The following is an 18710-nucleotide window of genomic DNA, read 5'->3' on the forward strand; positions in this document are numbered from 1 at the left end:
TTTTGGGAACGAGAGCCCTACCCTTAGTGATTGAAAACATTCAATCACTAAGGGTAGGGCTCTTTCCATGACGAAGAAAAACCGCACGGCCGCGTCACCGGGCTTCGCCCTGCCCGAGGAGCTGGTCGCCCAGCGCGTGGCGTTTGCGGCATCGGGTGCCGCCGGGACGCATGAAGACCAGATGTCCCGCATCCATCGCACCGGCTCGACCAACCGGGTGGGATCGCGCTCCGCACGCACGCGTGCAGCCATCCGCAACGACGGCTGGTGACGGTCGCGGGGTTGAAGTGGAGGTGCTGGGCACGTTCGGGAACCCGTGAGAACTTTTTCAGTGCCGGAGCGCTTCGCGGTTGTTCCTGAATGACCGGGCTATGGTGACAATCACTCGCGAATGAATTTCGCGGGACGTGCAATGGATCCAAAAGGGGGAAGCATGCCGAACGAGGCAATGCAGAAAATCACCGAAACCCAGGCCTTGGAATACCTCAAGCGGTACTTCGGCGATGGAACGGGCCAGGGTGGGTTTCTCGGTTTGAACTTTGAAACCTTCGGCGGGGGCGGCTCCGGCGATCCCTTCGCCATCACCGCCGAAGACCTGCTGGCCGTATCCATGCTCAGCGTGCACGTCCCAGCAAAGGCTGCCCTGGGAATACTTGGAGAGGACGCAGCGAGGATTTCGGAGCTCTTGCGGAGACTGGATCCCGACCTCAAGTTCGAGGAACTAGGCCAAGACGGGTTCGACGATCTGTTGGGACCCCAAGGTCCCGCTCAGGAGTTGTGGGACCTCTTGAGGCGCAACGGCTCGGAGCGCTGGGGGATAGGAGCCACTACTGCCAGCAAGATCATGGCGCGCAAGCGCCCGCACCTCATACCGATCTATGACTCGGTGGTGGCCAAGGCCAGCCGCCTGACATCAAGCAAGGACCATTGGACGGTGTGGTATCAAGCCCTTGCTCCACTCGCGCTGCCGAGTGCAAGCGGTTCCGCCGAGAAAACACTGACCCAGCGACTGGGGGACTTACGTGAAAAATCCGGACTGGCCGACAAGTCGTTGCTGCGCATCCTGGATGTCGTGATCTGGATGCACGACCCAAAGAGCGGATCCCGAAGGTCTTCGAACAACCGGAGCTAACGCTGCGGTCGAGAAGCATGCATTCGTGGGGTCAGAAGCGGCGCTGGAAGCCCCGGTGGAGCAGGGAACCAAAGCGTCAGGACCAGCCCATGGATCCGGGCACTTCCGGGGCAATCCCGGGTTCGAAGCCAAAGTGCCCGTGGGTCGATTCCTGTTCCTGCTCCGCGTCGCTCTCCCCGGTCCCTCCCAGCAGGCTGCGGGTCAGCGATGCGGCATCCGACATGAGCTCGGTGGCCGCCGCCGACAAATGCGCATCTCCCGGCTCCTCGCCGGCCAGGGCCGCAAGCAGGATGGCGCGGCGGGTCAGTTCCTTGGCAAAGGAGGCGGTGGTCCCGTCGATCTGCTCGGCGATGGACTCGATGGTCTGCGCCGAGGGGTTGAGCCTGCGCCCGTAGAGCTCCAGCAGCGCGCGCCGGGCCGCCACGTCGGGACGCGGCACCGCCACGGCAAGGTCGACGCGTCCCGGCCGCTGCACCAGGGCCTCCTCGAGCAGCTCCACCCGATTGGTGGTGAGCAGGAACGCCACATCCGCATCGGTGTCCAGGCCGTCCATGGCATCGAGCACCTCGAAGAGCAGCGGCTGGGGCCCGTGGCCAAAGCTCCTGTCCTCGGCAACGAGGTCGCAGTCCTCCAGCACCACGATGGCCGGCTGCAGGGCCCTTGCCATGCGTGCGGCCTCGCTGACGAAGGCAAGGGTGTTGCCCGAGAGCAGGATGACGGTGTGCCCGGCCGCTGCGGATGCCAGGTAGCGCACCGTATGCGTCTTGCCGGTGCCCGGAGGGCCGTAGAGCAGCACTCCGCGCTTCAGGTGCGCTCCGTGCGCCAAGAGCTTTTCGCGGTGCTCACCGACGCCCAGGACCTGCGCCTCGATGCGCTCGAGCGTCCCCGGTGGCAGAACCACATCGCCGGCCGCCACGTTTGCGCGGCGGTGGAAGGTGATCCCCGCGGCGGAAGAGGAGTAGTCGTTGGCGGTGAAGGAAATGACGTGGCCGCGGAAGATGCTGTTTTCGCGAAGACTCGTCTTGAAATGCTTGAGGAAGTCATCCACGGCATCCGGGCTGGCGCCGAGCACTTCCACAGTGGCGCGTTCTCGCCCGTACTGGGGATTGGCCTGCCGCATCAGCACCGCCAGGGGATTGCCGGCGTGGGTGAAAAGGAAAAGCCCGAAGGAAACGATTCGGCGTTCCTCGTCCGGGCCGACCGAAATTGTCTCGTAGTCCGGTTCGCCGAGCCACCCGGCATGCATGCCGTTGCTGGCCACGAGGTCCGAGAGATCCATGTGGTGGCGCTGCTGGCCGGCCAGGCCGTGGATCCTTGCGCCGGGGTCGGCCTCAATCAAGCCAGCCAGGATCCCGGAGGCGTCAGCGAGCCGGTGGGAGGGGAAAGGTTCGACCACCACGGGCAGCCGTCCGGGTTCCGTGCCGAGGTGCGCTTCGATGGTCGGCAGCAGCGGGGTGCCGCCGGTGATCTCGGAGGCCATGGAGGCCAAGGTCGTGAGCTTGGAGAAATCGCGAAGGAAGGATGCCAGCTGTTCGTCCATGACCGGAGCCTATCAGCGGGCTCAAACGATTCGGGAGACCATAGCGGGAAAACGAAAGACCCGACCTGTCGAAACAGATCGGGTCTTTCTCACCGTGCACCCCTCGGGACTTGAACCCGAAACCCATTGATTAAGAGTCAATTGCTCTGCCAATTGAGCTAGAGGTGCTTAGTCGCTTCGGTCAGCGCCCCATGCGGAGCCCGTCCTTGCGACGCAGATAATCATAACCAGAAAGTGGTGTGGAAATAAAATCCGTGATTCCATGAACGCGCGGCTTGCCAAATACCGCGATTTCATGCGGATTTCAGAGTCTTTCCAGGTGCGAAACTTGATGCTTTTGCGCCTTCGGGGACGAAAAGCAATTTGTGATGGTGCGCACAGTGAATGCCGTTGTGGCTCGCTGTCCCGGAATTCGGCCATGAAAGTCAGAGTCGGAGGCGGTTGAAGCCAGGGTTTGCCGAGCGGTTTCGCGGGCGGCGGGGCATCCGGGTCTTCGCCGGGCGAGTGGTCGCTTGAACGTGGATCCGCGGTGCAACCCTTGACCGCCTGAAATGTTAGCGACTAACATTTTGTGCATGGGAAAAGCAGCCGCCACCAAGGCCCGCTTGCAGGAGTTGGCCATGGAACTCTTCGCCCAACAGGGTTTCGACGAAACGACCGTTGCGCAGATCGCCGACGCGGCCGGAGTCTCGCAAATGACCTTCTACCGGTACTTTCCAACCAAAGACTCCGCCGTCTTTGACGACCCGTACGACCCGCTGATCTCGGCCCACATTCTCGCGCAGGACCCGGGGCTGCCGGCGATCGAGCGGGTCCGGCGTGGGCTGCTGGCATCGTGGAGCTCCGTGCCGACCCCGGTTGGCGACGAAACCCGAAAAAGGATCCAGCTGATTGCCGGCAACACCCGGCTTGCTGCCGGGGTTTGGGAGAACAACCGCAGGACGGAAGGGCTGATCGTTGATGCCCTGACGGGATCCGGTGTACCCCGGCTTGAGGCACGGGTCGCAGCCGGCGCGTGCCTGGGCGGACTGACCTCAGCGCTGCTGGATTGGGCAGCGGAGCCGAACGGGCAGGAGCTGCGCGAGCGCATGGAGGAGGCGCTGGCCCTGATGGGCCAATCAAGTCAAACCGTGAGGGGCAACCGATGACCACCCCGGCGTCCATTGAGGCACGGCACATCTCAAAGGTGCTGGGCGGACACCTTGTCCTTGACGATGTCTCGTTGGAGGTGGGGCCGGGGGAAACCCATGCCCTGATCGGACTGAACGGCGCCGGGAAGACGACGTTGATGCAGATACTGCTGGGCATGCTCAAGCCGGAGAGCGGTTCGGCATATCTGGCAAGGTGCCCGGTGGCAGGACCGGGGGAGCCCCAATGGTCGAGGGTTGGCCAGATGCTGGATACCGCATTCGCGTACCCGGAGCTGACCGCCAGGGAGAACATCTATTGTTCCGCCCGATTGCACGGGATGGGCAGGCGCTCCGCCGGCGTTGCGGCGCAGCGGGCATTGTCGGACCTCGGGCTGGAAGAGTATTCGGCCCGTCGTGCCGGAGCGCTGTCGCTGGGAAACCGGCAGCGCGTGGGGCTCGCCGCCGCGCTGGTCCAGGAGCCGGACCTCCTGGTCCTGGATGAACCGACCAACGCCCTGGATCCCCGCGGTGTCATCGTTCTGCGGCGGTTGCTCCGGGAGGCGTGCCAACAGCGAGGTGCATCCGTCCTGGTCTCCAGCCACCACCTGGACGAGGTCGCCCGAATGGCAGACAAGATCAGCGTGCTTCACCGGGGCAGGATCATCGGAACCCTGCGTGCCGGAACCGTGGACCTGGAACGACGGTTCTTCGACATGGTGCTCCAGTCCGACATGCAAGGGCAGGGGCAAGACCGGGAACAGGATCGGTGATGGGTGCTGCAGCGCAGGCCAGGGAATTCGAGGCCCTGAAGTTCCGCAGGGCGCCGGTGGTACGGACGGTGTCCGCCCTGATCGGTGTCTGCTTGCCGGTGCTCGCGGCGGCCTTCATGGTTGCCGCGACCTCCGACGCCTCCAGTCAGATCGGTCTCAAGGCCGCGGCCATGCTGACCGGTGCAGGTTGGGGCGGGTACCTGTCGATGGTGGGGATGATCCTGTCCGTTGGGGCGCTGCTGGGCGTCGGCTTCGTGGTGTGTTGGAGTTTCGGGCGCGAGTTCACGGACAAGACCCAGGGCTGCCTCTTTGCGCTGCCGGTCGGCCGCCGCAGGATTGCGTATGCGAAGTTTGAGGTGATCCTGCTGTGGGCGTTGCTGCTGTGCCTGGCATGCATGGTGGTCGCCTTTCTGGCCGGCGCCGTCATCGGCCTGGGTGTTCCCGGCCCTGATGCGGTGCTGGTTGCGCTCAAGGCATTCAGTGCCGGTGCCTTGGCGGCCTTGCTGGCCTGTCCGCTGGCTCTCGTGGCCAGCATGGCGCGAGGCTATCTTCCCGGAGTGGGCGCGCTGGTTCTGCTGGTCGTGGTCACCCAGGTGGTGACGGCCTTTGGTGCCGGGGCGTGGTTTCCCTATGCCGCGCCGGGGCTATGGATGGGCATGGGAGGCCCGGCGGCCGCCGAGGTGGTCAGCCCGGTGCAGCTCTTCCTCTGCGTCCCGGTCTCCGCGCTAGGCATCGCGTTGACTGGTTCGTGGTGGAAGAGGATGCAAATCACTTCCGGTTGAGACACGCTCCCGGCGGCCCGGGGATTGATTTCGGCAGCCCGGGTCGAAGTATCCGATACACGTTGTCCCGAAACCTAGACACGCCGATGCTGCCAAGCCGCAATAGGAAGTGGACGGTGTGCGTGGCCGGGAGCGCCGTCCTTCGCGACCGGATGGGGCGCTTGGGAGAAACTCCTTGACGCACCGCAAGTGACGCGTATTAGCCGCGCCCCCTGGGACGCCGTGGGCCCGGTGCAATCCGGGAAAAGCAGAAGGCCCGGTCCGCTTTAGCGGACCGGGCCTTCTTGACTGTGCACCCCTCGGGACTTGAACCCGAAACCCATTGATTAAGAGTCAATTGCTCTGCCAATTGAGCTAGAGGTGCGGCTGTTGTTTCGCTGGGAGTTCGTGGCTCCCGCGCTCTGCAACGACATGAAACTCTACCAGCTTGCCGGCCGAATGCAAACCGAAACGGTAGTTTGCGATTGACGTCACAAATATCGCCTTGAGTTGGGTCGTTGCAAAGTTCCTGGTGTCGGCGGCGGTGCCGCGTCATATGCACACGCATTTATGTCCATGCAGCGTTTCGTCCTTGGGCCGGCCAGTTACGGCGACCTACGCTGGTGGGCATGAAGCCGATTCGCGTTGTGACCTTTCCCAGTACCCACTTGCTCGAGGCCGTTGGCCCGTTGCCCGAAGGCATCGTGGCCGGCGTCTGGGACATCGAAGGGGATCCCGTGGGGGTGGAACTGGATGAGATCGACGTCGCGATTTTTCCGTACATGGCGAACTTCTCAATGCTTCAGGGAATCGGGCGGGCCAAGAACCTGAAGCTGGTCCAGACCCAGACCACCGGATATGACGGCGTCCACGACCTGGTCGGTCCCGGTGTTTCCGTCGCCACCGCGGCCGGCGTGCATGCGGCCTCGACGGCCGAACTGGCCGTGGGCCTTGCCATCGCCTCGTTGCGCGGCATCGGGGAGTCGGTGCGCGACCAGGCGGCCAACCGCTGGAACCCGACCCGCTGGCCCGGTCTGGCCGACCGCAAGGTCGCCATCGTGGGCGTCGGGGGAATCGGCGAGGAGATTCGCAAGCGACTTGATCCCTTTGAGGTCGTGCTGAGCCGCTTCGGTACGCGCGCCCGCACCGATGAGCACGGAGAAATCCTGGCGGTCGGCAACCTGCTGGATCACGCCAAGGACATCGAGGTGCTGATCCTGATCGTTCCGCACAACGCCGGCACCCACCACCTGGTTGACGCCGAGCTGCTGGCCGCCCTGCCCGATGATGCGGTCATCGTGAATGTCGCCCGTGGCCCGGTCGTGGACACCGATGCACTGGTCGCCGAGCTCAAGACCGGACGGCTGCGCTGCGCGTCGGATGTCTTTGATCCAGAGCCGCTTCCGGCCGACCACCCGATCTGGCAGTTGCCCAATGCCCTGATCGTCCCGCACAACGGCGGGAACACCGAAGCCTTCCTGCCGCGCATGACCGCGTTGCTCAAGCGGCAGGTGGGTTCGTGGGCCCAGGGGGAACTGGGCGAAAACCTTGTTGTGCCGCCGAAGGTGTGAGCGATCTGGGGTGAGCCAGCGAGGGTCACTACCCGCGGGCGGCACGACGCCCGTCTAACGGCCAATCATGACAAAGACGCCAATATCATCAATTCCTGGCTGTTTCGCTCGGACTGGCGAACTCTGCAATGTGGTCTGCGTATTCGAATAGGAAGCTTCCTTGCGAATGAGGAATGTGCGAGAATCGCACGTATGGTAAACAATGCAGCGGCTACTCTTGGTTCGCGCGTCCGTGACGCACGAAAGCGCGCCAACTTGAAGCAAGACGAGCTCGCAAGCGCGGTTGGATTGGACCGTACCGCACTCAACAAGATCGAGAGCGGCGTGCGTAAAGTGACCGCCCTTGAACTCTCGGACATTGCTAATGCCCTTGAGCTCCGTATGTCTGCGTTTTTTGAGGATCCGCCTCCGGCAATTGTCGCCCATCGGTCGAGTCAAGGCCTCGATACTGCCGACTCTCAAATTGATGCGGCCCTCGCCTCCCTTGCCGGTGAGGTCGAGTTCTTGCAATCACTCGGTGTTGAGGAGCTCCAGTTCCCCGGCCTGGAGCGTGTTGAAAACGCCAACATCAGCACTCCGGAGACAGTAGCGGATGCTGAGCAGTTGGCCTTCCGGGCGCGCCAACTCATGGATTTGCCACCTGACGAGCCACTGACCGATTTGGTCGAAAATGTCGCCGGTCTAGGTCTCTTGGCGTTCTCACGTGACATCGGCATCGATACCGCTGACGCCGGAACGATACTGTTGCGTCACGGCGGAGTTTGCTTTGTAAACAGCCATATGAAGGTGGGGCGCCGTCGACTTGCACTGTCCCACGAACTTGGCCATTACCTTATTGCCGACGATTACACCATCGACTGGCGTGTTGGTGATCCATCTGGTCATGCGGCATCGATCGAGTCAAGGATCGACAGATTTGCTCGTTCCCTATTGCTTCCCAATACTGCTGTCTCCAAGCTATGGCGTCTTTATAGTGGTGCTTCAGGAGAACGAGCTGCAGCAATTCGGCTGGCCAGTGAGTTCCGCGTCGATATGGCCACCTTGGCCCGACGCCTTCGAGAACTCGGGGTGGTTGATGGTGATTCTGAGTCACTGGTCAGGAATACGAGAACGACTCGTGCAGACATCTTGGAAATGGACCTCCGTATTCCCCTTGAAGAACTTGAAGGGGCTTCCGTGCCGCGAGCATATGCGCTGGGAGTCATCCGGCTGCTGCGTGACGAGCGGATTAGCCGTGAGCGGGCACTTGACCTACTCCAGGGAACGTTCACGGACGCGGATCTTCCCGGCAACCGGAAGCGTAGGGCAGATGAGATCTGGACATTCGTATCATGATCCCGTCGCGGAATGCATGGGTTTTCGACACCGGGCCAATGCGTCACTTTGCGCTTCAGGGGTGGCTTGGCGTTCTGCGCTTCCTTGCCGACGGGCGTGAGGTGTACATACCTGATTCCGTCGAGAGGGAATTGATGCAAGCTGCAGCCGAACTCCCTGCGGTTGGCACAGTGCTCGATGCGGACTGGATTCGAGTTTTTAGGTCCGTGGACGAGGGGTTCAGCAGGAGCTTCGGAGAATTTCACGATCGTTTGGTAGCCGGCGGAAAAATGTTGGCGAATGCGGAGTACTTGCCATGGGCGAGACCTATGGGTGTGAATTAGTTATTGATGATGGAGTTCCGCGTCGTCTCGCAAAAGAATTTGGACTGAACGTTACGGCTACGGTCTCGATCCTTTGTGATGCCATTCGAGCGAAGAAGCTCACGATGGTGATGGTTGAGAGTCTTGCTGATGACCTGTTGAGCGGAGAGTACTTTTTGCCGTTCGAAAAGGGCGGTTTCCGCCAACACGTACTTGAGAACGGCCTACTCGATTGGGATGAAGCCAATTGACAGAGGCTCCGAGTCCCTCGATAAAGTCCCTGTCTCGTTCATGTCGGCGCAAGCGCCCACGGTCACGCGTGTAAGTGCCGTTTCGAAGAGGTGGGTTCGAGTTGGGCGATGGGCAGATTTTCGTCGTTGGCAGCGGCCTGAGCATAACCACACGAACCACATAGTCGTTGCTGTCTTTCCAGTACAAGCGAACTTCTAGATGCTGCAAGGGCAACTGGGCGAAAACCTTGTGGAGCGCCCGCGGGGCTGACCTCGGAACCATGCTGCGGGGCATGGGCGCAACCTGCCGCTCGGGGCTTAAAGAAAGAGGCGGTGGGTGCCTCGGTTGAAAACCGAGGCACCCACCGCCTCTTTGCCTAGTTTTAGGCCTTCTTGCGAGTGAGGAAGCCCCAAACAACAAGGACGATCAGTGCGCCGCCGATGGCCAGGAGCCATGTCGACAGGTCCCAGAAGTCTTGGATGCCCACCTTGAAGATGGCCGACCCGATCCAACCGCCCAGGATGGCCCCTACGACGCCCAGAATCAATGTGGCGAACCAGCCGCCACCCTGTTCGCCCGGCTTGATGGCCTTGGCGATGGCGCCGGCAATGAGGCCCAGAATGATCCAACCTATGAAACCCATGACTTTTCTCCGTTCGGATGAAGGTTCAGTTTCAGCATCATGGTGGCGATGCCTGCAGCGAGACTACAGGCAGAAACATTCCCATGACCAGCATTTTTACTAATTGCTAAATTGGCTTGTTTATGCTGCCCATGTGGTGCAGAATGCCGGTCGTCATTCGATAGTTAACAACTAAATGAGAAGCTGAAATCAATTGCGGCGTGTCCAAGTCAAGGCCGATCTACCATGCGGTAACCTACGCGCCGTATAGTTCGATCCCGGACCGGGTGGCGGCGTGCGGAGCGGGACAGAAACGTCATCTGCCGAGCGCACGGATGACCGCTACCAAAGCCATTGGCTTTGGAAGTGGTCATCCGGATTGTTTCTAGTGTTCGTTGTCGGGTTCAGAGGTGGCGTCATTCCTGGGTGCCGGCTTCGAGCCGCGGTAGGCCACCGGCTCGCTCCCGTACGATGCCCTCCGTACTGCCACCGCGACAAGAATGCCGATGGCGGCGAGGATGGCTAGGCATGTCAGGGCCTTGCCCTTGCCCCGATGCCGGGTTCCGGCCTTGCGCTTTGCATTGACCAGCGACTTCTCGATCGCCTTGCGTGCGCGGCGGGCCGTCTTTCGGTTGCCCGTCAGGGTGGCAATAACCTCCTCCGAGGCGTGGGCCAGCGCGGCTGGATCCAGCCGGTCCACGGCGCTGCGCACCGAATGCTCCAGCTGTTCCGGGTAATCCTTCTTTGCCTTTTGCGCCCAGAGTGCCAGGTGGTTCTGGATGGATTTCATTTGCTTTTCGAGGTCAGACACGTCAATTCCTTTCCTTGTGGCGTGATCCCTTGGCTCTCGGGAACAAGCCGTCGGTCCAAGGCTTAGGGACCGTTTTTGGTCCGGGCCTTGTTGGCGGTGCGGGCGCGGGCCCGCAACTGGATGATGCGCACCGCACCGACGATCGACACCACCACGGCGCCTCCGACAGCTGCAATCAGCATGGCCACGCCGAGTGCCAGTTGCCCATGGAATCCCAGGAAATAGACATTGACTCGATCCTGGTTCTGCACCATGAAGATGACCAAAAGAATCAGCACCAGGACGGCTACCACGGTAAAGGTCCATATCACCGCGGCCCTTGTTCCTCCTGTCTGGGTGGAGGCAGGAGCTCCGGGCGCACTGGCGGGATCGGGCGTGCCGGATGAGGCGGACCCTAGCGGTTCTTCGCCCATGGCTTCCTCGTTTCCTTCGTGTTCCTTGCCGGCCGGCATGGGGTTGGCCCGCCGGCAAGGAAACCAAGAGGTTGGTGCTTAAACGCTATGCCCATGCGGGTTCGGGCACAAGGACGGCGCCGGGTGCCGAAAGCCATGACCCAGGAAGAGGCCGGGAGCGTGGTGCAGTTGTCCCGGGCTCAGTCGGGACACCGTTCCCTGTTGGACGGGACAGCGGAGGGATCATGCTTGTTCCGTTGAACCGCCCGGCAGGATCTCCGGGCCTAGGAAAAGGGGAAAGCCATGGGTTTCACCATGCATTTCAATCCGGTGCACACCACCGGGTCGCCACGGCGCGCCAAGGTGCCTGCACCCGGCGAATGGGCGCCATGGGTCAGGGTCGTTGCGGGCGCGATTCCGGTGTTGGCCTTTGCTGCGCAGCTTGTCAACCGCTCGCTCTTTGACATGTCATCCGGCTACCAAAGCCTGTTCCTCGAACAGGCCCAGCACCCGGCGTTGTTGGATGCCGCGGTCATTGCCGGAGTTTTCGCCCCGGCGCTGCTGATGTCCTCGGTGCTGGTCTGGTTCCGGCTGGGCCGGGACCAAGCTCCGGTGGCCGCCTGGATCTCGCTGGTCTCCGGGGTGCTGGCGTTCACCTGCCTGCCGGCGCTTAGCGGGTATTCCGTGTCCGCGCTCGCCATGGGCTCGGCGCACCTGGGCACCGGTGCGGTGGCTGCGGCGCTGTCCGACTACCGGGGGTTGCCGGCCCTGGTGCTCTTTGCGGTGTACAACCTTGCGTCGCTGACTGCCATCATGGCCGCCTGCCGGGCCCTGTGGCGTTCGGCCCGCGTGTCCCGGTTCTCGGTGGCCATGCTGGGACTGTTCATGGTCGCGGACATCGCCGGCGTGCTGCCCTTTGACGCCCACTACCTGGGCTTGGTGGCCGCGCTCTCCATGGCGTGGTCGATGGTTGCGAGGCCGCGGCGCTATCGCCCGGGCGGTGCCGATCCTACGATGGAAACATGAGTAGGGAAACTCGGTGAACGGGAGGCCAGCAGGCATTGCGGCCGGCGCCGCCACGGCCTTGGCCGTGGCGGCCACGGCCGGAATTGGCTTGTCCGCGGTCATGGTGGGGATGGATTCCGCCGAGTGGGCGTCGCTGGCTGTGGGGAACGGTCTGGCGCCCGGGGCGATGGCCCTTCCCTATGCCGGGATCGGCGCCTTGGTTGTCTCGCAGGATAGGCGCCACGTGCTGGGCTGGGTGTTTGTCGCCCTGGGCCAGCTGTGCACTGCGGCCACCCTTGGAGCGGTGTGGGCGGACCGGGGAATCGCCCCGCATGCAGTGGCCGTGGTGCTCTCCGCGTTCGCCTGGATTCCCGCGGTGCTGCTGCAGATCGCCGTGCCGGCACTGTACTTCCCCTCCGGCCGCCTACCCTCGCCGCGTTGGCGGCCGTTGGCGTACCTGGCCTGGGCGGTGGTGGGATTCGGCGCCGTGGCACAGGTCTTCCTGGGGCCGCCGCTGGAGGACTACGATCCGGCGCTGCATAACCCGTTGCGCCTTGAGCAGCTCGCTCCGGCGGTGTCGCTGGGGATCTTCGGGGTGCTGCTTGCCCTGGCGTTGGGGTGCCTGCTGTCCGGGCTGGCGGGGTTGGTCCTGCACACCCGGGGAGCCCGGGGCCGGCAGGCCGCCGCCCTGTGGTGGTTCGCCGGCACCATTGCGGTGGCCGTCGCAGCCTCGTTCGCCGGGCCAACGGCCAACCTGGCCGGGGCATTGGCCATCCCGCTGGGCCTGGGGCTTGCCACCCTGCGCTACGGACTCTACGACGGGGACCGCTGGATGGGCCGTCCCGCGCTGCATGCCGCTGCCTCGGTGGTGCTGCTGGTGGTGCTGGCCGTGCCGGCCGGGCTGTTGGCCGCGCACGCGGCGGGGTCGGCGGTCGGCGCGGTGCTGGCCGCGGTGATCGTGGCGGGCGGATTCGTGCCCCTGCAGGCATGGGCGGGGCGACTGCTGGACAGGTTGCTCTTTGGCGGCCGGGCCGGCCCCTACGCCACGCTGGCGCGTCTGGGGCATTCGCTGGGGCAGGCCCCCGCTGCGGAGACAGTGCTCCCGCTGCTGGTGGACACGATCGCCTCCTGCCTGCACCTGCCCTATGTTGCGGTCCAGCTGGCCGGAGAGAACACCCCTGCTGCGAGCATCGGACAGGCATTCGGGCCCATCGAGTCGCTGCCGCTGGTGCACGGCGGGCGGCAGGTCGGGACGCTGCAGATCGGGGTTCCGGCGGGCCGCCGGGTGCTTGATGCCCGGGATGCGGGGCTGCTCCGAGATGTGGCCGCGCAGGCAGGTCCGGCGGTGGGCGCGGTGTCGCTGAACCGGCAGCTGGCCCGCAGCCGCGAACGGCTGGCGCGCACCAGCGAGGAGGAGCGGCAGCGGATCCGGCGCAACCTTCACGACGGGCTGGGGCCCACGTTGGCCGGCGTGGCCCTGGGGATCGAGGCCTCCCACCGGGCGGCGCTGCGTGCCGGGGTGGATGTGGGCCTGGAAGGCATCCACCGGGACGTGCTGGCCGGGCTCGACGACCTCAAGCGGCTCCTGGCGCAATTGCGTCCCGCCTCGCTGGACGAGCTGGGGTTGGCCGGTTCACTGCGTGAGCATGCGGCGGCGCTTGCCGCGGTCGGCACCATGGCCTTGGAAGTCCGGGGCAGCAGCAACGCGGGCCTGCCGGTGGCCCTGGAGGTGGCAGCGTACTTCATCGGGCGTGAGGCGATGAACAATGCGGTGCGGCATTCGGGCGGCTCGCTCTGCACGGTGTCGCTGGCGGTCGGCAATGCGCTGGATCTTCAGATCAGCGACGACGGCTGCGGGCCCGATGATTCGTGGGTGCCCGGGGTGGGACTGGGGTCGATGGCGGAACGGGCACGGGAACTGGGCGGCGAATGCGCCGTGGAGCCGAACCCCGGCGGCGGTACGCGGGTGCGGGTGTGGATCCCGGTGCCCTTATGAGCGCGCACATCCGGGTGCTGGTGGTCGATGACCACCCGATCTACCGCAAGGGGCTGCTGGCGGCGCTGGCCGGGGAACCCGACGTGGAGGTCGCCGGGGAGGCGGCCAGCGCGGAGGAGGCCCTTCAAATGCTTGGGGTGCTGGAGGGGATCGGCGTGGTGCTCATGGACCTGAACATGCCCGGGGTTGGCGGGTTGGCGGCGATCGGCGCCGTGGAGCGGGAGCATCCCGGAGTCCGGGTGCTGGTGCTGACCATGACCGGGGGAGACGCATCGGTGGACGCCGCGCTGCGGGCCGGGGCCGCTGGCTACCTGGTCAAAGGTGCCAACCAGGAGCGGATCGTTTCGGCGATCCGCTCGGTGGCGGCCGGGGAAATGGTGCTGGGCGCGGAGGTCGCCGGGCACCTGTCCCGGACGCTGCGCCGGATGCCGGTGGCCGCCGGTGCCTTTGGCGAACTGAGCGCCAGGGAACGGGAGGTGCTGGAATTGCTTGCACGCGGGCTGGACAACGCCTTGATCGCCAGGACACTGTTCCTCTCGGAGAAGACGGTGCGCAACAACGCGAGCGCGATCTTCGCCAAGCTGGGTGCCGGGAGCCGGGCCCGGGCCGTGGCACTGGCCCGCGATGCCGGCTTCGGGACCAACAACAAAGGGGATGGGCCCGGCTAGGAAATTTCCTGGATGGTCGGGTCCAAGTGGTCCATGAAGCCGTTCATGAAGTCCGCGAAGTCGGCCGCGTCGTCGTCCTGGGCCAGCAGGCCGCAGGCCGCTGCGCCCTCGGCTCCCGGGATGTTCAGCGACAGCCGGGCAGGGACATTGAAGCGATAGACGCGACCGGTGCTGGTGCCCACCTCGTAGCCGCCGTCCAGCACCAGGGCCACATGGGAGACATTGGTGTTGTTCACCGACACCGCGCGCTCGGAGGGTCGCAGGTTCCTGGGGTTCAGCGGGCACAAAATGAGTTCGGCGGGTTCCCGGCGGAAGCCGATGACCTTGAGTCCCGCGGAGCCGGAAGTGCCCGCGGCCGCCACCAGGTTGTAGCTGCCGAAGTTGGGGATTTGAGCATCGAAGGCCTCGTGCAAAAGCTGCTTGAGGATATCGTCACTGGATTCAACGTTGAGTGTCTCCATGTCACCCACTCTAACCAATCGGATGTTTCGAACATATGTCTCGTATTCGCGGGGCGAAATATGTCGGGTTGCCGTCACGGGTTCGGCGTCGGTGCCTGCCAGCCCTAGAATCAAGGGCATGAGCCAGGACACTGCCCCAGATATCAAACCTCGTAGCCGAGTAGTCACTGATGGCATCCACGCCGCCCCGGCGCGCGGTATGTTCCGCGCCGTGGGCATGGGCGATGACGACTTCGCCAAGCCCCAGATCGGAGTGGCGAGCTCGTGGAATGAAATCACCCCGTGCAACCTTTCGCTGAACCGACTTGCAGCCGGTGCCAAGGAAGGCGTCCACGCAGGTGGCGGCTTCCCGATGCAGTTCGGCACCATCTCCGTCTCCGACGGCATCTCGATGGGCCACGAAGGCATGCACTTCTCGCTGGTGTCCCGCGAGGTCATTGCCGACTCCGTCGAGGTCGTCATGCAGGCCGAGCGCATTGACGGCTCCGTCCTGCTGGCCGGTTGCGACAAGTCGTTGCCCGGCATGCTGATGGCCGCGGCCCGCCTGGATTTGGCCTCGGTGTTCCTGTACGCCGGTTCGATCATGCCCGGCTGGGTCAAGCTGGAGGACGGCTCCGAAAAGGAAGTCACCCTGATTGACGCCTTCGAAGCCGTGGGCGCATGCGCCGCCGGCAAGATGAGCCTCGAGGACCTCACCCGCATCGAAAAGGCGATCTGCCCCGGCGAGGGCGCCTGCGGCGGCATGTACACCGCCAACACCATGGCCTGCATCGGCGAGGCCCTGGGCATGAGCCTTCCGGGCTCCGCCGCCCCGCCCTCGGCCGACCGCCGCCGCGACATGTTCGCCCGTGCCTCCGGCGAGGCGGTGGTCAACCTGCTGCGCCTGGGCATCACGGCCCGCGACATCATGACCAAGAAGGCCTTCGAGAACGCCATTGCCGTGACCATGGCCTTCGGCGGTTCCACCAACGCCGTGCTGCACCTGTTGGCCATCGCCCGCGAGGCCGAGGTCGATCTGACCCTTGCCGACTTCAACCGCATCGGCGACAAGATCCCGCACCTGGGGGACCTGAAGCCCTTCGGCCGCTACGTCATGACCGACGTGGACAAGATCGGCGGCGTGCCGGTGATCATGAAGGCCCTGCTCGATGCCGGCCTGCTGCACGGGGACTGCCTGACCGTCACCGGCAAGACCGTTGCCGAGAACCTCGCGGCGATCAACCCGCCGGATGTCGACGGCAAGATCCTGCGCGCGCTGGACAACCCGATCCACAAGACCGGCGGCATCACCGTGCTGCACGGCACGATGGCACCCGAGGGCGCCGTCGTGAAGTCCGCCGGCTTCGACGCCGACGTCTTCGAGGGCACCGCACGGGTCTTCGACCGCGAGCAGGGCGCGCTTGCCGCGCTGGATGCCGGCGCCATCAAGGCAGGCGACGTGGTGGTCATCCGCTACGAGGGCCCCAAGGGCGGACCGGGCATGCGCGAGATGCTTGCCATCACCGGCGCCATCAAGGGCGCAGGCCTGGGCAAGGACGTGCTGCTGCTGACCGACGGGCGCTTCTCCGGAGGCACCACCGGCCTGTGCATCGGCCACGTGGCCCCCGAGGCCGTCGACGGCGGCCCGATCGCGTTCGTCAAGGACGGCGACAAGATCCGCGTGGACATCGCTGCCCGCTCCTTCGACCTTTTGGTCGAGCCGGCGGAGCTCGAGGCACGCAAGGTGGGCTGGGAGCCGTTGCCGGCCAAGTTCACCACCGGCGTGCTGGCCAAGTACGCCAAGCTGGTCAAGTCCGCTTCGACCGGAGCATACTGTGGCTAGGCAATAGGCCTTGAAACGATGGGTGGACGCCACCAAAGCGTCCACCCATCGGACAACAGTCTCAAATAGTGAGATTGTGGGTGTTGGTGTTTGACTCCGGATGCGGCGGCGACCAAACTGGATGCATGCACAACCGCACCGTACTACTAGTTATCAAGCGCTGAGCTTGAGTCCCTCCACAACCTGGAGGGCTTCGGTGACGCGCAAACCCCATTCGCCGCAAGGTGCCTTTGGGGTTTTTTTATGTGCAGGGTTAGAAGAGATAGAGAAGGATATATCCCCATGAGTAACGGAACCACCGCCAGCCCCGGGCTGCCGGCTAAACCCGCCAACCGCAGCAAGGATGCCACTGTCTCTTCCGTCGTGGAAGCGTCGAGCCTGGTCCAGGGCCCGAACAACATCATTGCTCCCACCGAGATGCTTGGCTCACAAGCCATTGTGCGCTCACTGGAAGAATTGGGCGTCAAGGACGTCTTCGGGTTGCCGGGCGGGGCCATCATGCCCACCTACGACTCGCTCATGGATTCGACCAAGATCAACCACGTCTTGGTCCGCCACGAACAGGGCTCGGGCCACGCGGCCCAGGGCTACGCCATGGTCACCGGCGAGGTCGGCGTCTGCATCGCAACCTCCGGACCCGGCGCCACCAACCTGGTCACCTCCATTGCCGACGCGCACATGGACTCGGTCCCCATGGTTGCCATCACCGGCCAGGTGCACAGCGCCTTCATCGGTTCGGACGCCTTCCAGGAGGCGGACATCGTGGGCATCACCATGCCCATCACCAAGCACTCCTTCCTGGTCACCAAGGCCGAGGACATCCCAAGGATCCTGGCCTCGGCATTCCACATCGCATCCACGGGCCGTCCCGGCCCGGTGCTGGTGGACATCACCAAGGACGCCCAGCAGTCCAAGATGACGTTCTCCTGGCCGCCGAAGATCGATCTGCCCGGCTACAAGACCGTGGTGCGCGGGCACAACAAGCAGGTCCGCGAGGCGGCCAAGCTGATTGCCGCCTCTTCCCGCCCGGTCTTCTACGTCGGTGGCGGCGTCATCAAGGCGCACGCCGCGGCCGAGCTGAAGGAATTCGCCGAGCTGGTCGGCGCCCCGGTGGTCACCACCCTGCAGGCCCGCGGCGCATTCCCGGACAGCCACGAACTGCACGTGGGCATGCCCGGCATGCACGGCTCGGTCTCCGCGGTCACCGCGCTGCAGCAGTCGGATTTGCTGATCACCCTCGGCGCCCGCTTCGATGACCGGGTCACCGGCGTGCTGCACACCTTCGCGCCCAACGCCAAGGTCATCCACGCGGACATCGACCCGGCGGAGATCTCCAAGAACCGCACCGCGGACATCCCGATCGTCGGTTCGGTCAAGGAAATCATCCCGGAGCTCACCGAGGCCTGCCGCACCCGCTTCACCGAGGGCGGCGCCCCGGACCTGTCGGCCTGGTGGAACACCATCGGCCGGCTGCGCGAGACCTACCCGATCGGCTTCACCCCGACCCAGGACGGTCTCTCGGCCCCGCAGCACGTGATCCAGCGGATCGGCGAGCTCACCGGCCCCGAGGCCGTGTACGTCGCGGGCGTGGGCCAGCACCAGATGTGGGCAGCGCAGTTCATCAAGTACGAGCGCCCCCAGTCCTGGCTGAACTCCGGCGGACTGGGCACCATGGGCTACTCGGTCCCGGCGGCCATGGGCGCGAAGGTCGGCAACCCCGACCGCGTGGTCTGGGCCATCGACGGCGACGGCTGCTTCCAGATGACCAACCAGGAACTGGCCACCTGCGTGATCAACAACATCCCGATCAAGGTCGCGATCATCAACAACTCCTCCCTGGGCATGGTCCGCCAGTGGCAGACCCTGTTCTACAACTCGCGCTACTCCAACACCGACCTGAACACCGGGGCCGGCACCGCGCGCGTCCCGGACTTCGTGAAGCTTGCCGACGCCTATGGTTGTGTTGGCTTGCGCTGCGAACGCGACGAGGACATCGACGCGACGATCCAGCAGGCCCTGGCCATCAACGACCGCCCGGTCGTCATCGACTTCGTGGTCTCCCGCGACTCGATGGTCTGGCCGATGGTCCCCACCGGCGTGAGCAACGACCTGATCCAGATTGCTCGCGGCATGACGCCCGAGTGGGAAGAAGAGGACTAGA

Annotated in this window: 18 protein-coding genes and 2 tRNA genes; 13 read left to right on the top strand and 7 right to left on the bottom strand. The window is 64.4% G+C overall.

Going from position 1 to position 18710, the window contains the following annotated elements; all coding sequences use genetic code 11:
- The first annotated feature begins 67 nt into the window (after positions 1-67).
- On the top strand, positions 68-271 hold the full coding sequence (locus JOF46_RS11500; RefSeq protein ID WP_209907413.1) for a hypothetical protein: 204 nt from the start codon (positions 68-70) through the stop codon (positions 269-271).
- A 162-nt stretch (positions 272-433) separates the two neighbouring features.
- The gene (locus JOF46_RS11505; protein WP_209907414.1) at positions 434-1132 is read left to right on the top strand and encodes a DUF6308 family protein; all 699 of its coding nucleotides are present in this window, start codon (positions 434-436) and stop codon (positions 1130-1132) included.
- A 76-nt stretch (positions 1133-1208) separates the two neighbouring features.
- Here JOF46_RS11505 and JOF46_RS22230 read toward each other — a convergent pair whose 3' ends face one another.
- Both JOF46_RS22230 and JOF46_RS11515 read right to left on the bottom strand, forming a co-directional pair.
- A complete protein-coding gene (locus JOF46_RS22230) occupies positions 1209-2672 on the bottom strand; it encodes an AAA family ATPase (RefSeq protein WP_245348099.1) in 1464 nt (487 codons plus the stop codon).
- A gap of 95 nt (positions 2673-2767) precedes the next feature.
- Positions 2768-2840, bottom strand: a tRNA-Lys gene (locus JOF46_RS11515).
- Between the two features lie 407 nt (positions 2841-3247).
- On the opposite strand from JOF46_RS11515, the gene JOF46_RS11520 reads away from it, so the two are divergent.
- The 3 genes from JOF46_RS11520 to JOF46_RS11530 are packed head-to-tail and all read left to right on the top strand — an operon-like array spanning position 3248 to position 5354.
- Positions 3248-3820: a TetR family transcriptional regulator gene (locus JOF46_RS11520; protein WP_209907415.1), complete on the top strand. Its 573-nt coding sequence runs from the start codon at positions 3248-3250 to the stop codon at positions 3818-3820.
- Positions 3817-4572 (top strand): ABC transporter ATP-binding protein, encoded by a 756-nt coding sequence (locus tag JOF46_RS11525; protein WP_209907416.1) that lies wholly within the window; start codon positions 3817-3819, stop codon positions 4570-4572. Before JOF46_RS11520 ends, JOF46_RS11525 begins: the two co-directional genes overlap by 4 nt.
- On the top strand, positions 4572-5354 hold the full coding sequence (locus JOF46_RS11530) for an ABC transporter permease (protein ID WP_209907417.1): 783 nt from the start codon (positions 4572-4574) through the stop codon (positions 5352-5354). The genes JOF46_RS11525 and JOF46_RS11530 overlap by 1 nt, the downstream gene beginning before the upstream one ends.
- Before the next feature lie 291 nt (positions 5355-5645).
- Here the strand turns inward: JOF46_RS11530 and JOF46_RS11535 are convergent.
- Positions 5646-5718, bottom strand: a tRNA-Lys gene (locus JOF46_RS11535).
- A gap of 262 nt (positions 5719-5980) precedes the next feature.
- Between JOF46_RS11535 and JOF46_RS11540 the strand changes: the two genes are divergently transcribed.
- The 3 genes from JOF46_RS11540 (at position 5981) to JOF46_RS22235 (ending at position 8792) form a co-directional block, all read left to right on the top strand.
- Positions 5981-6904 (top strand): 2-hydroxyacid dehydrogenase, encoded by a 924-nt coding sequence (locus tag JOF46_RS11540; protein WP_425355052.1) that lies wholly within the window; start codon positions 5981-5983, stop codon positions 6902-6904.
- Positions 6905-7159: 255 nt separating this feature from the next.
- The gene (locus JOF46_RS11545; protein WP_245348100.1) at positions 7160-8239 is read left to right on the top strand and encodes a helix-turn-helix domain-containing protein; all 1080 of its coding nucleotides are present in this window, start codon (positions 7160-7162) and stop codon (positions 8237-8239) included.
- A gap of 295 nt (positions 8240-8534) precedes the next feature.
- The gene (locus tag JOF46_RS22235) at positions 8535-8792 is read left to right on the top strand and encodes a hypothetical protein (RefSeq protein ID WP_245348101.1); all 258 of its coding nucleotides are present in this window, start codon (positions 8535-8537) and stop codon (positions 8790-8792) included.
- 362 nt (positions 8793-9154) lie between these two features.
- Here JOF46_RS22235 and JOF46_RS11555 read toward each other — a convergent pair whose 3' ends face one another.
- From JOF46_RS11555 to JOF46_RS11565, 3 genes are all read right to left on the bottom strand, one after another.
- Positions 9155-9415, bottom strand: a complete 261-nt coding sequence (locus JOF46_RS11555) for a GlsB/YeaQ/YmgE family stress response membrane protein (RefSeq protein WP_209907420.1) — start codon at positions 9413-9415, stop codon at positions 9155-9157.
- 364 nt (positions 9416-9779) lie between these two features.
- Positions 9780-10205, bottom strand: coding sequence for a hypothetical protein (locus JOF46_RS11560; RefSeq protein ID WP_209907421.1), 426 nt, complete (start codon positions 10203-10205; stop codon positions 9780-9782).
- Positions 10206-10267: 62 nt separating this feature from the next.
- Positions 10268-10618, bottom strand: coding sequence for a LapA family protein (locus tag JOF46_RS11565; RefSeq protein ID WP_209907422.1), 351 nt, complete (start codon positions 10616-10618; stop codon positions 10268-10270).
- A gap of 282 nt (positions 10619-10900) precedes the next feature.
- Between JOF46_RS11565 and JOF46_RS11570 the strand changes: the two genes are divergently transcribed.
- From JOF46_RS11570 to JOF46_RS11580, 3 genes are read left to right on the top strand one after another with little or no spacing between them, the layout of a single operon-like run.
- On the top strand, positions 10901-11623 hold the full coding sequence (locus JOF46_RS11570) for a hypothetical protein (RefSeq protein WP_209907423.1): 723 nt from the start codon (positions 10901-10903) through the stop codon (positions 11621-11623).
- Between the two features lie 13 nt (positions 11624-11636).
- Complete coding sequence (locus JOF46_RS22730; RefSeq protein ID WP_209907424.1) at positions 11637-13598, top strand: sensor histidine kinase; 1962 nt, start codon at positions 11637-11639, stop codon at positions 13596-13598.
- Positions 13595-14266: a response regulator gene (locus tag JOF46_RS11580; protein WP_209907425.1), complete on the top strand. Its 672-nt coding sequence runs from the start codon at positions 13595-13597 to the stop codon at positions 14264-14266. The genes JOF46_RS22730 and JOF46_RS11580 overlap by 4 nt, the downstream gene beginning before the upstream one ends.
- Here the strand turns inward: JOF46_RS11580 and JOF46_RS11585 are convergent.
- Positions 14263-14727 carry a hypothetical protein gene (locus tag JOF46_RS11585; RefSeq protein WP_209907426.1) on the bottom strand — a complete coding sequence of 155 codons (465 nt, stop codon included), beginning with the start codon at positions 14725-14727 and terminating at the stop codon, positions 14263-14265. The genes JOF46_RS11580 and JOF46_RS11585 overlap by 4 nt on opposite strands.
- 118 nt (positions 14728-14845) lie before the next feature.
- Between JOF46_RS11585 and ilvD the strand changes: the two genes are divergently transcribed.
- Entirely contained in the window at positions 14846-16549 is a 1704-nt protein-coding gene (gene ilvD / locus JOF46_RS11590; RefSeq protein ID WP_209907427.1) for a dihydroxy-acid dehydratase, read from the top strand.
- Positions 16550-16831: 282 nt separating this feature from the next.
- Complete coding sequence (locus JOF46_RS11595; RefSeq protein WP_209907428.1) at positions 16832-18709, top strand: acetolactate synthase large subunit; 1878 nt, start codon at positions 16832-16834, stop codon at positions 18707-18709.
- Position 18710 lies beyond the last annotated feature (1 nt).

This window comes from Paeniglutamicibacter psychrophenolicus (assembly GCF_017876575.1).
GTDB lineage: Bacteria > Actinomycetota > Actinomycetes > Actinomycetales > Micrococcaceae > Paeniglutamicibacter > Paeniglutamicibacter psychrophenolicus.

Coding starts and splice junctions, on each gene's coding strand:
- JOF46_RS11585 (WP_209907426.1), bottom strand. CDS start 14,727: ATGGAGACACTCAACGTTGAATCCAGTGACGATATCCTCAAGCAGCTT.
- JOF46_RS11505 (WP_209907414.1), top strand. CDS start 434: ATGCCGAACGAGGCAATGCAGAAAATCACCGAAACCCAGGCCTTGGAA.
- JOF46_RS11595 (WP_209907428.1), top strand. CDS start 16,832: ATGAGTAACGGAACCACCGCCAGCCCCGGGCTGCCGGCTAAACCCGCC.
- JOF46_RS22235 (WP_245348101.1), top strand. CDS start 8,535: ATGGGCGAGACCTATGGGTGTGAATTAGTTATTGATGATGGAGTTCCG.
- JOF46_RS11500 (WP_209907413.1), top strand. CDS start 68: ATGACGAAGAAAAACCGCACGGCCGCGTCACCGGGCTTCGCCCTGCCC.
- ilvD (WP_209907427.1), top strand. CDS start 14,846: ATGAGCCAGGACACTGCCCCAGATATCAAACCTCGTAGCCGAGTAGTC.
- JOF46_RS22230 (WP_245348099.1), bottom strand. CDS start 2,672: ATGGACGAACAGCTGGCATCCTTCCTTCGCGATTTCTCCAAGCTCACG.
- JOF46_RS11555 (WP_209907420.1), bottom strand. CDS start 9,415: ATGGGTTTCATAGGTTGGATCATTCTGGGCCTCATTGCCGGCGCCATC.
- JOF46_RS11530 (WP_209907417.1), top strand. CDS start 4,572: ATGGGTGCTGCAGCGCAGGCCAGGGAATTCGAGGCCCTGAAGTTCCGC.
- JOF46_RS11580 (WP_209907425.1), top strand. CDS start 13,595: ATGAGCGCGCACATCCGGGTGCTGGTGGTCGATGACCACCCGATCTAC.
- JOF46_RS11520 (WP_209907415.1), top strand. CDS start 3,248: ATGGGAAAAGCAGCCGCCACCAAGGCCCGCTTGCAGGAGTTGGCCATG.
- JOF46_RS11565 (WP_209907422.1), bottom strand. CDS start 10,618: ATGGGCGAAGAACCGCTAGGGTCCGCCTCATCCGGCACGCCCGATCCC.
- JOF46_RS11570 (WP_209907423.1), top strand. CDS start 10,901: ATGGGTTTCACCATGCATTTCAATCCGGTGCACACCACCGGGTCGCCA.
- JOF46_RS11525 (WP_209907416.1), top strand. CDS start 3,817: ATGACCACCCCGGCGTCCATTGAGGCACGGCACATCTCAAAGGTGCTG.